This is a genomic window from Streptomyces sp. NPDC058291 (assembly GCF_042880855.1).
Lineage (GTDB): Bacteria > Actinomycetota > Actinomycetes > Streptomycetales > Streptomycetaceae > Streptomyces.
On the sequence record NZ_JBHVYK010000097.1, the window covers coordinates 1 to 9,897 of the forward strand.

At 64.5% G+C, this 9,897-nt stretch carries 10 protein-coding genes; 4 read left to right on the forward strand and 6 right to left on the reverse strand.

Translation table 11 applies throughout. From position 1 onward, the window contains the following. Positions 1 to 401: 401 nt before the first annotated feature. The 6 genes from ACFVYK_RS32595 to queC form a co-directional block, all read right to left on the reverse strand. A complete protein-coding gene (locus ACFVYK_RS32595) occupies positions 402 to 617 on the reverse strand; it encodes a hypothetical protein (RefSeq protein ID WP_389780230.1) in 216 nt (71 codons plus the stop codon). A 338-nt stretch (positions 618 to 955) separates the two neighbouring features. Continuing rightward, entirely contained in the window at positions 956 to 1,471 is a 516-nt protein-coding gene (locus ACFVYK_RS32600; RefSeq protein WP_389780232.1) for a VUT family protein, read from the reverse strand. A gap of 396 nt (positions 1,472 to 1,867) precedes the next feature. Further along, a complete protein-coding gene (locus ACFVYK_RS32605) occupies positions 1,868 to 2,641 on the reverse strand; it encodes a GTP cyclohydrolase I FolE2 (RefSeq protein WP_389780233.1) in 774 nt (257 codons plus the stop codon). Between the two features lie 4 nt (positions 2,642 to 2,645). Next, positions 2,646 to 3,002: a 6-carboxytetrahydropterin synthase QueD gene (gene queD, locus ACFVYK_RS32610; protein ID WP_389780235.1), complete on the reverse strand. Its 357-nt coding sequence runs from the start codon at positions 3,000 to 3,002 to the stop codon at positions 2,646 to 2,648. Further along, positions 3,002 to 3,637, reverse strand: coding sequence for a 7-carboxy-7-deazaguanine synthase (gene queE, locus ACFVYK_RS32615; protein ID WP_389780237.1), 636 nt, complete (start codon positions 3,635 to 3,637; stop codon positions 3,002 to 3,004). The genes queD and queE overlap by 1 nt, the downstream gene beginning before the upstream one ends. Positions 3,638 to 3,639: 2 nt before the next feature. Continuing rightward, on the reverse strand, positions 3,640 to 4,335 hold the full coding sequence (gene queC / locus ACFVYK_RS32620; protein WP_389780239.1) for a 7-cyano-7-deazaguanine synthase QueC: 696 nt from the start codon (positions 4,333 to 4,335) through the stop codon (positions 3,640 to 3,642). A 124-nt stretch (positions 4,336 to 4,459) separates the two neighbouring features. Here queC and ACFVYK_RS32625 point away from each other — a divergent pair, with 124 nt between their 5' ends. Genes ACFVYK_RS32625 through dbpB (ACFVYK_RS32640) form a run of 4 tightly spaced genes read left to right on the forward strand, consistent with a single transcriptional unit; the run spans position 4,460 to position 8,844 of the window. After that, positions 4,460 to 5,353 carry a hypothetical protein gene (locus tag ACFVYK_RS32625; RefSeq protein WP_389780241.1) on the forward strand — a complete coding sequence of 298 codons (894 nt, stop codon included), beginning with the start codon at positions 4,460 to 4,462 and terminating at the stop codon, positions 5,351 to 5,353. Further along, positions 5,353 to 6,486, forward strand: a complete 1,134-nt coding sequence (dbpB, locus tag ACFVYK_RS32630; RefSeq protein ID WP_389780242.1) for a DGQHR domain-containing protein DpdB — start codon at positions 5,353 to 5,355, stop codon at positions 6,484 to 6,486. Before ACFVYK_RS32625 ends, dbpB (ACFVYK_RS32630) begins: the two co-directional genes overlap by 1 nt. Then, positions 6,483 to 7,703, forward strand: a complete 1,221-nt coding sequence (gene dpdA / locus ACFVYK_RS32635; protein WP_389780244.1) for a tRNA-guanine transglycosylase DpdA — start codon at positions 6,483 to 6,485, stop codon at positions 7,701 to 7,703. The genes dbpB (ACFVYK_RS32630) and dpdA overlap by 4 nt, the downstream gene beginning before the upstream one ends. Positions 7,704 to 7,740: 37 nt before the next feature. Then, the gene (dbpB, locus tag ACFVYK_RS32640) at positions 7,741 to 8,844 is read left to right on the forward strand and encodes a DGQHR domain-containing protein DpdB (RefSeq protein WP_365117230.1); all 1,104 of its coding nucleotides are present in this window, start codon (positions 7,741 to 7,743) and stop codon (positions 8,842 to 8,844) included. Positions 8,845 to 9,897 lie beyond the last annotated feature (1,053 nt).

Here is a 9,897-nt window from a genome sequence, read left to right on the forward strand (position 1 = left end):
CCACCCAACACATTAGACTTTTAGAGTCCCTCGCTGCTGCCCATGATGCGAACTCTCGATTGGGGTGCCGACGGCTTGCCGAGGGCGAGTGCTAGGTAAAGTCACTCGCCACTCACTCGCGATCAGTGACACACAACGACAAAGACCCGGACTCAGTGAGACTGAGGCCGGGTCTTCATACTTGGCACCTTTGCTGGTCAGCGCCTTGATCACGCTGTCCGAACTGGAGTGCCCCCGGCAGGATTCGAACCTGCGCACACGGCTCCGGAGGGCTTTTCAGGCTTCGGCAAAGACGCTGGTCGCACGGACAAAACCAGTGTGTCAAGCTCACGCCGTCCACGGATGGTCCACGGCCTGGCGCCGCTAACTGCGCCAGGCCGTGCGCTCAACCACGGCTCTTCTCAGAGCAGGAACCAGTAGTTCCCGCCCGCGACACCGACGGCCGCCGCCAGGAGCATGAGGAAGGCCGGCGACACCGACAGAGAAACGGACAGGTCGAAATGCTTGCCGACGGACACGCGAACGTGCCGGGGAGCGGCAGCCTGGCGAGCCGGGGCCTGCAGACCGGCCTGGCTGTTCTGGCTTGCGTTGACGGACGTGTCATGCTGGTGGTTCATAGGTAATCCCCTTCGTGGTGGGGCGTCGCCGCTCTCGCGGCCTAGGAACCTGATGACGGCGACGCCCCCGCCCACCCCGCCTGCTTGTGCAGAAGAGGACAAAAAAGGGGCCCCACTCCGGTAAGCCGGAGTGGGGCCCCACAATTCTACAGTTTCGGTAGCGAGTTACCGAGAAGTAGGTCAACTCGCCGCACTTCCGCCGAAGTTGCTGACCCTCATCTGCAATCACACGGCCTCTGCGACGACGCAAACGCCGGGAACTCCCTTCTCCCGCAGGACCTGAGCGAAGGCGATTGCGGTGAGGTTTCCTGCCGTGCGTGGAGGACAGCTTGGGACGGTCAGGCGATAGCGCGTGAGCGGCGGCGCAGTAGCGCCAGGACTGCGACGGCTGCGAAGGTCATCCACGCTTTGCCGAGGATTTGTCCAGGCAGGTAATTGAAGGAGCCGAAGGCAAGGTGGAGGAACAAGAGGCTGTCGGCCAGAAGTCCGACGGCGTTCGAGGCCAATATTGCGACCAGTAGTCCTCGCTTGCGCAGGGGTTCGTAGACGACGAAGTCCATGGTTTCAGCGACGGCGAAGGCGACCGCTGACGCGGTGGCGAGGCTGGGGTTAGCGAGAAGGTAGGAGAGGACCGTGCCGATGGCTATGGCGGCGAGGATGGCGCCTCGGCCGACCGCCTCCCTTGCAAGGTCGCGCAGGACAAGCGCCAGGCCGACGAGGTAGACGCCGGCAGGCGCCACGTAACCGAGGCCGACGGGTACTGCACCGAAATGGGTGACGGCCAAGTTGGCGGCCGGGATAGTGGCGATGTAGGCGATGAGCGTGGCGATACCAGCAGGAGCGGGAGCCTTCACGATCTACTTTCTGTCTCGGTGGTGGGGTGCTGTGCTCGGCTCCAGCGGCATACGGGCGGTGGGACGAACGTGCAGACAGTACAGCGCACGGCACTGACATTCTTCAGGCGTCGGTCGGTGCTGTCGCGCTGGGGCAAGCGCCTGATTCCGGGGGTGTGCAAGATCCGCGTGGGGTGGGTGGCGATACCGCGCTGAGGGACTCGAGCAGGTCACTCGCGGCCGGCGCGCCAGACAGCGTCGCGGGTGCTGGCCCGCTGTACGGGTTGCGGGGCGCGTGCATAACCGCCAGCGGTCGCCTCCCGCGGGCGCTGGTGGGCTCATGCGTCTTGCCGCCACAGGCGCGGCACAGGAAAGGGGATGGCATCCCCTTTCCTGTCCCGGGGCGCGTGCGTGGGTTCAGCCAGTGAAGGTCAGGCTGGCAATGGCGTCGTGGCTATGAATGCTTTCCAAATTCTTCGCCCTGATCGCATGCTTTAGACCCTTTTCGCGGCACACCAGGCTTATGTCACGGATGATGTCTTCGACGAAAACGGGATGGTCGTAAGCCTGCATGGTGACGATGCGTTCGTCGGGCCGCTTGATGAGAGGCAGGACGGGGGCAGAACCGGAGTTGCGCAGCACCTCGATGATTTCGTGGATCGCCAGGGGGTAGGGCACGTCGGCGGTCCCGATGACCGTGAGGGTGACTTCGCTGCGTTGGTTGTGGGCCCCGTAGTCGGAGATGGCCTTCGAACACGGGCACAGGCTGGTGACGTCGGTGGTCACTGTGGTCGCGACGGTGCAAGTGTCGGCGGTGATGCGGCCGGTGATGGTGACGTCGTGGGTTTGCCACGACTGCCGCTGACTTGCGGGTGCGGTCACGACCGTGGCGATGGGGAGGGACAGTGCGATGGCCAAGGTCGGGGCTTCGAGCAGAGCGAGCCCTCGTTTGAGGACGATGGGCAACTCCTGCGGGGCGAGGGTGGCCACCTCCTCGTGCACCAGGGCGATCATGCGGCTCATGTGGGTGCCGCGCCGGTCGGCCTGCAGGCCGACGGTGACGCTGATGTCGGCGATACCGTGCTGGCGCGTGTGGCCGTCATCGAACGTGACGGGGTAGCGCAGGCCGCTGATCCCTACTTCGTCGATGGCTACGCCGCGGTGGTCGACCTCGTTTTGAATGTCGTGCATCCTGCTACTCGCCTCGGTAGGTGCAACCGGAGGTGCAGGTCTCGCGCACGGTGATCGCCGACAAGGCAGGGAGTTCTGCGGTCATCCGGTCCCAGATCCAGCGGGCCAGGTTCTCGCTGGTGGGGTTTTCCAAACCTTCGATGTCGTTCAGGTAGTAATGGTCGAGTTGTGCATCAATCGGCTTAAAAGCCTGCTTGATGTCGCCGAAGTCCATCACCCAGCCCGCCTCCGGATCGACGGGTGCCTCCACGTGCACGGTGACCTTGTAGGAGTGGCCGTGCAGGCGGGCGCACTTGTGGCCCTCGGGCACGCGCGGCAGACGGTGGGCTGCTTCGAAGGTGAACTCGCGAAAGATTTCCATTACTGAATTCCCAGATACTTGTGCGTCTGGAGAGAGAGTGTCCAGCGCGGGTTCTTCATGCAGTACTCGACAGCGGCGCGGGTGTGGTCCTCACGGTGGGCGTCATCCAGCGGCTGCAGCCGGAAGTGCTGGAAGTCGAGCCCCTCGAACTGGGCCGGGTCGCCGCCAGCCTGGGGGTAGACCAGCTTCAGTTCATCCCCGCTGGTCAAGATCAGGTCGGACCCGATCTTGGGACTGACGCACAGCCAGTCGATGCCGCGGGGAGCCGGCCGGGTGCCATTGGTTTCCACCGCTACTTCGAAGCCGCGGCCGTGCAGGGCGGTGATGGCGTCCTCGTCCAGCTGTAGCAGGGGCTCGCCGCCGGTACACACCACGAACCGGTGGGCACGGTCGGTGCTGGGCCAGGCGGCCTCGACGGCATCGGCGAGATCCTCCGCAGTGCCGAACCGGCCGCCTCCTTCTCCGTCGGTGCCGACGAAGTCGGTGTCGCAGAACTGGCAGATGGCGCGGGAGCGGTCTGCTTCCCGGCCGGTCCACAGGTTGCAGCGGGAAAAGCGGCAGAAGACCGCCGGGCGGCCGGCGTGGCTGCCCTCTCCCTGCAGGGTGTAGAAGATCTCTTTGATCAGATAGGTCATGTTCAGGCGCTCTGGTACCGGACAGGGTCGGTGACGCCGGCTTCAGCGAAGCCCTTCAGGCGCAACAGGCACGTGTCGCACTTGCCGCAGGCCTGGCCCTGGTCATCGGGGTCGTAGCAGGAGGACGTGAGGGAGTAGTCCACGCCCAGACGCAGGCCTTCGCGCACGATGTCGGCCTTCGACATGGCGATCAGGGGGGAGTGCAGCGTCATCCGGGAGGTGCCCTCCACGCCGGCCCGGGTCGCCAGGTTCGCCATGGTGGCAAAGGCGTCCATGTACTCGGGGCGGCAGTCGGGGTAGCCGCTGTAATCCACGGCGGTGACTCCGGTGAAGATGTCGCTGGCACCTACGGTCTCGGCGAAAGCCAGGGCGAACGACAGGAAGATCGTGTTGCGGGCCGGAACGTAGGTGATCGGCACCCCGCCGTCCTCGACGTCATCCAGCGACTCGTGCTTGGGGACCTCGATGTCGGCGGTCAGGGCAGAGCCACCGAAGACCCGCAGATCGATGTCGGCGATGACGTGCCGGGACACACCCTGGACCTCGGCAACGCGCTTGGCGGCTTCCAGTTCGATGCTGTGCCGCTGGCCATAGCGGAAGCTGAGCGCATAGGGAGTGAACCCTTGGTCCTTGGCGATGGCCAGCACCGTGGTCGAGTCCAGGCCGCCGCTCAGCAACACGATCGCGGGACGGTCCATGCTGTCACTCCCTTATCCGAAGTCCAGTTGCCTCAGTCGAGGCAGAGGCAGCCTACCCCTCTAACTAGCGGCTACAGTAATCACAACAACAAACGAGTTACCGGAACCCAGGGGTCTAGCCGCAGTGAACGAGTTGCCGATCGTGGTCACCTGCACGGACCGGAAAGCGTCCCCTCCCACGGCAGACCTGCAGGCTCGCACCCTGAAGGCGGCCGACCTGCCCCAGCGCGCCGAGGAGTGGGCGCACCGACTGCGCACCACACCGAGCAGGCATTCGACGCTGGAGGACCTGTACCGGGGAGACCAGTGGAAACGCGCCCTCGCGCTCACCCACGCTGCATCCCGAGCAGGCTTCACCCCCCGCCTGTATGCAGCCTCCGCAGGCCTGGGCCTACGTCCAGTCTCCAGCCCCGCCCCCTCCTACGCCGCGACTTTCCTGACCCGACACGTAGATTCCGTGGCTTCCTCCAGCGCCCAGAGCTCCCAGTGGTGGGATCATCTGCAGCGCTTGGACGGCACGCGCGACCTGCCCCAGATCGCCGGCGCCGCAGGACGCGCTCTCGTTGTGCTGTCTGCGCCCTATGCCCAGGCCATGCACCACGACCTGCTCGCCCTCGCCGATACCGCCACCGACGTCGTCCTGATCGGTGGTGCCACCGACATCGAGGGCATACGGCGCGTGCCCGCCAACGCCGGCCTGCGCCACGCCCTGGGCGGCACCCTGACCAGCCTCAACGTGCGCATGGCCGCTTCCTGGCTCGAGCACTGCACACCCGGACGCCTCACCGACCCCCCCGCCCAGCTGCGCTGGGACGACTGGGTCGCCCAGACTGCCCGGCCTGAGCGCTACGACCGCACACCGGTTACGGACAAGATCGTCATCGCCGTCATTGAAGAGATGAAGCGCACCTACCCCGACGCCTCTCGTACCCGCCTGCTGCGTCTGTTTCGAGACAAGGGGATGGCCTGCGAACAGAAGCGCTTCGCAGGCCTGTACGAATCAACGATTGGCCGCTGATGACTTCCACTGTGCTGAAACGCCGAGCCCTGCGGATCGAGCAGCACCCCACGATCCCGCTGTACGTGTTCACGTTGGCGGCAGAAGAGGTCCATCTGGTCGCCGATGTCGCCCGGATCTCCCGCGACGAGGCCGGTAAGCTCATCGGCTACCAGCGCCCCGAGAAGAAGCAGCACGTACGGCAGATCCTGGAATACCTCGACAGCGACGAGGTCCTCTTCCCCAATGGTCTGATCATGGCTCTGCCCGCCAGTGTGCGCTTCAAATCGAGCCCCGGCCCCAGCAGCAGCGACGGCCTGTGCACTTCTGGCACGTTGGAGATCACGCTGCCAGATTCCCCCGACGCCCCCCGGCCTGCCTGGATTGTCGACGGCCAGCAGCGCAGCCTCGCTCTGGCCCGCACCCGCAACACCCGCCTGGCCGTCACCATCGCCGGCTTCGTCGCCGAGGATCTCGAAACCCAGCGGGACCAGTTCCTGCGGGTGAACACGGTCTCCCCCCTGCCGACCAACCTGGTCACCGAACTCCTCCCCGAGGTCGGTACTGCTCTGCCCACCAAACTCTCCGCCCGCAAACTCCCCGCGGTCCTGGTCGAAGCGCTTAACCACGACAAGGACTCACCGTTTTGCGGACTGGTGCGCCGCCCCTCCACCACCGCCGAGCAAAAAGCCGACGCTGTCGTCACCGACAACAGCCTCACCACGGCCATCCAGGAGGCCCTCAACTCCCCGTCGGGAGCCTTCTTCCCCTACAAAAACCTCTCCAACAACACCGTGGACACCGCTACCATCCGCCAGATCCTTGTCACCTACTGGACTGCGGTACGCGACACTTTCCCTGACGCCTGGGGCCTGCCGCCCACCCGAAGTCGCCTCATGCACGGTGTGGGCATCCGTTCCATGGGACGCCTGATGGACCGCGTGATGATGGCCATTGACCCCGCCTCCCCCCACGCACTGCAGCAGGCACGCGACGAACTCGCCCTGATCGCCCCGCACTGCTACTGGACCAAGGGGCGCTGGCCAGACCTGAACATCCCCTGGAACGAACTCCAGAACAATCCGCGCCACATCAGCACCCTGTCGAACTACCTCCTCCGTATCTATGTGCAGGAAAAGGCAAAAGCCGCGTGAAATTCTATTTCCCTGACAGCCAGGACCTGGTGAGCCCCACCTATGACTTCGTCAACGACGAGTACTCGCCTTACCGAGTCCGTCAGCGCGACGACGTCTACGCCCACCAGGCCGTGACGCCGATCCCGTATGACGGGATTCTTGTCAGCAAGGCTGTTGTCGACGGATCCATGAAGGGTGCAGGGAAATACTCCACTCCGCAACGCGAGCGGCTTTACCGCCTGGGTGTGCGGAACTTCTTCCGCCTTCCCGAAACCTGCTCCACCATCGGTGACTGTGGCGCCTTCAACTACATCGACGAAGAACGCCCTCCGTACGAGGTCGATGAAGTCATCGATTTCTACGGCCGTTGCGGATTCGACGCCGGCATCAGCATCGACCACATCATCTTCGGCTACATCCCTCAAGAATCTGATACAGAACCAGAACCGACGTGGCTGGAACGCCAGCAGATCTCCCTGGAGCTCGCCGAGAACTTTCTCGCTGCGACCAAAAAGAACGGCGCCGGCTTCGAACCTGTTGGCGCCGCCCAGGGATGGGGGCCTGACAGTTACGCCCACTCCGTCGCACAGTTGCAGAAAATGGGATACCGGCGTATCGCCCTCGGCGGCATGGTCCCTCTCAAGTCCCACGAGATCCTGGCCTGCCTGCGAGCCATTGATGAAGTACGCAACCACGACACCGAACTACACCTGCTCGGCATCAACCGCGTCGACAGCATGGAGCAGTTCGCCAGCCACGGCGTGACCAGCTTCGATAGCACCTCGGTCTTCCGTCAGGCCTTCATGGACGACCGCAACAACTACCACACCGCCACCGACACCTACACGGCCATCAGAGTCCCCCAAGTCGACGGGAACCCTGCCCTCAAACGCCTCATCCTCTCGGGAAGCGTCTCCCAGGCCGAGGCCATCACTGCAGAACGAGCCTGCCTGCGCGCCCTGCGGGAATTCGACGGTGAGGAAACCTCCCTTGAGGACGTCCTGACCGCACTCCAGGTGTACGAGTCCCTCGTACTCGGCCCGAAGAAGAAGAGCTATCTCGCACTCTACGAGCGCACCCTCAGCGACGCACCCTGGCGCGCCTGCCCCTGCGCCCTGTGCGATAAGCACGGCATCGAGATCGCCATATTCCGCGGAAGCGAACGCAACAAGCGCCGCGGATTCCATAATCTGACCGTACTCGAAGCCAAGATGCGCTCCCTCACCTTCGGGTAACCTCACTTTTCGATTTTTTGATATGTCTGGAGAGGCAATGGCCGACCGTTACGAACTCAGGCTCCCAGCGCTTGAAGTGCGCCAGGGTGACAGAAGGATCTACTGCTTCGCCGTTGACGGCAAGAAACTCCACAGCTTCGCCGCCGTCTCCCGCGTTCGACGCGACGACGACAGCAATCTCCAGGGCTACCAGCGCCCCGAGGTCCTCAGCCACATTCGCGGCATCCGTCGCTACCTCGAGTCCGACAACGCCATGCTTCCCAACGCCCTGGTGCTGGCATTCGACGAGAACGTCCGCTTCGAGACCGGAGCGCGGCGCAAGGACGGCGTCGACTACTCCGTCCCTGGCGAACTGGTCATCCCCGTCGACGAATCCCTTCCCGACGAGGACAAGCCTGCCCTGATCGTCGACGGCCAGCAGCGCAGCGCCGCTATCCGCGACGCCGATCTGGTTGAATTCCCCGTCGCCGCCGTCGGGTTCATCGCCGACGACCACGACGACCAGCGCTCCCAGTTCATCCTGGTCAACTCCACCAAGCCGCTGCCCAAGGGCCTCATCCACGAACTCCTGCCCGAAACCAGCGGCCACCTCCCGCCCAGCTACGCCCGCAAGCGCCTGCCCGCCCAGTTGATGACCCGCCTCAACACCGATGGCCAGGGCCCTTTCTACGGCCGCATCGCCAGTCCGACCTCGCCCGACGGCAACATCAAAGACACGGCCGTCCTGCGCATGCTGGAGCACAGCCTCTTCGAGGGCGCCCTCTACCAGTACCGCAACCCCGAAGACGGCTCTGGCGACGTCGACCGCATGCTGCTGCACCTGCGCTCGTTCTGGACCATGGTCAAGGACACCTTCAGTGACGCCTGGAAACTGCCGCCCCGCCAGTCCCGCCTCACCCACGGTGCCGGCATCCAGGCCATGGGCTTCGTCATGGACAGCCTCACCGACGGCATGCAAGCAGAAGAAGTCGACTGCGACACCGTACGCAACGCTGTTCTGGGCCTGATGCCGGTCACCGCTTGGACCTCGGGCATGTGGCGCTTTCCCGACGGCGAACAGCGCCGCTGGAACGGCCTGCAGAACACTCCCAGCGACATCCGCCTCCTGACCGACCTGCTCGTCCGCGCCGTACACGGCTGACCTGACCGTTCGCGGGCCCGACTCCGGGGCACCGCGAAGGACGGCAATTCGCCCGCTACCGGTATCCGGTGGCGGGCGAATCCGTTTTCCGGGCTGCAGAGGCCCACTGCTCCTGCGGCGCTGCCGCCAACTCTCCACCGTCGTATAACAGCCGATGAAGATGCCGATTGAACCTGGTGAGTGTCGGCCCGGGCTGTCGGCGGGACCGAGGCCCTGGTTGCTGGTGTTGATGAACCTGCAGCAAGATCTGGTAGCGATCGTCAACTCGATGACGGGCAGTTGGGTCACTCGAACGTAGCTGCCGACAGGTTGACGCCTCGTCCTGCCTCGCTTGTATCTATCCGTACGACGGGTGTTGCGCTGCCCCGTCTTCTGCCGGTCCCGCTGGCCGGGGCAGGTCAGGTCTCCCCCTCGGCCCGGAGTCTCTGCGGTGTCACGGCATCGCAGGCGTCGCAGTGTTCCCGCAGCGTCAGTTGCTGATCGCTTGCGCTCGGTATTGACCGGACTAACCGTATGGGTTATGAAACTAAATGATCATCTTTATTGTGATCGCATTCCCGACATCCCGGCGGGGCGGCGTGGAAGGGTGGCGGCAGGGCGGCGCCGGATGGAGTGGTGGCAGGCGGCCCGGGTTGTGGCTTCGGTGCGGTGGCCCGGCGTCGACGCATCGCGATCGCCCAAGATGGTCTACCCGGCAGGGTCGTTGTCAGTGGTGCGGTTTACGCTTCAGCCGGCTGGATGTGATCATCTTGTGAAGGAAGTGCGATGTCGGGGCTGAGGGTGGGGGATTTCGTCCGGTTCGCTAGCTGTTCGGCGTGCGGGTGCAACGCAATGCCCGAGGGAGGGAAGGGCATATTCATCCAATTTAAGGTGATGGCGGATTATCTGAGGCGGTGCCAGCGCGTGCTTCTCCATGGGGGATTGGCGATGCAGAGCCGCTACATGCCGCTGTGCCCGAAGACGCCGCTGTGCGCCGCGTCAGGCGGCAAGCCGCACGGCGGAGTCGACCCGTGTTCAAGGGCCCTGCCGTCGCGGTCCGCAGGCAGCACCTTG

Bases quoted from the DNA above. Each gene is read 5' to 3' on its own strand.
- ACFVYK_RS32595 (WP_389780230.1), bottom strand. From the start codon at position 617: ATGAACCACCAGCATGACACGTCCGTCAACGCAAGCCAGAACAGCCAG.
- ACFVYK_RS32605 (WP_389780233.1), bottom strand. From the start codon at position 2,641: ATGCACGACATTCAAAACGAGGTCGACCACCGCGGCGTAGCCATCGAC.
- queD (WP_389780235.1), bottom strand. From the start codon at position 3,002: ATGGAAATCTTTCGCGAGTTCACCTTCGAAGCAGCCCACCGTCTGCCG.
- queE (WP_389780237.1), bottom strand. From the start codon at position 3,637: ATGACCTATCTGATCAAAGAGATCTTCTACACCCTGCAGGGAGAGGGC.
- queC (WP_389780239.1), bottom strand. From the start codon at position 4,335: ATGGACCGTCCCGCGATCGTGTTGCTGAGCGGCGGCCTGGACTCGACC.
- dbpB (WP_389780242.1), top strand. From the start codon at position 5,353: ATGACTTCCACTGTGCTGAAACGCCGAGCCCTGCGGATCGAGCAGCAC.
- dbpB (WP_365117230.1), top strand. From the start codon at position 7,741: ATGGCCGACCGTTACGAACTCAGGCTCCCAGCGCTTGAAGTGCGCCAG.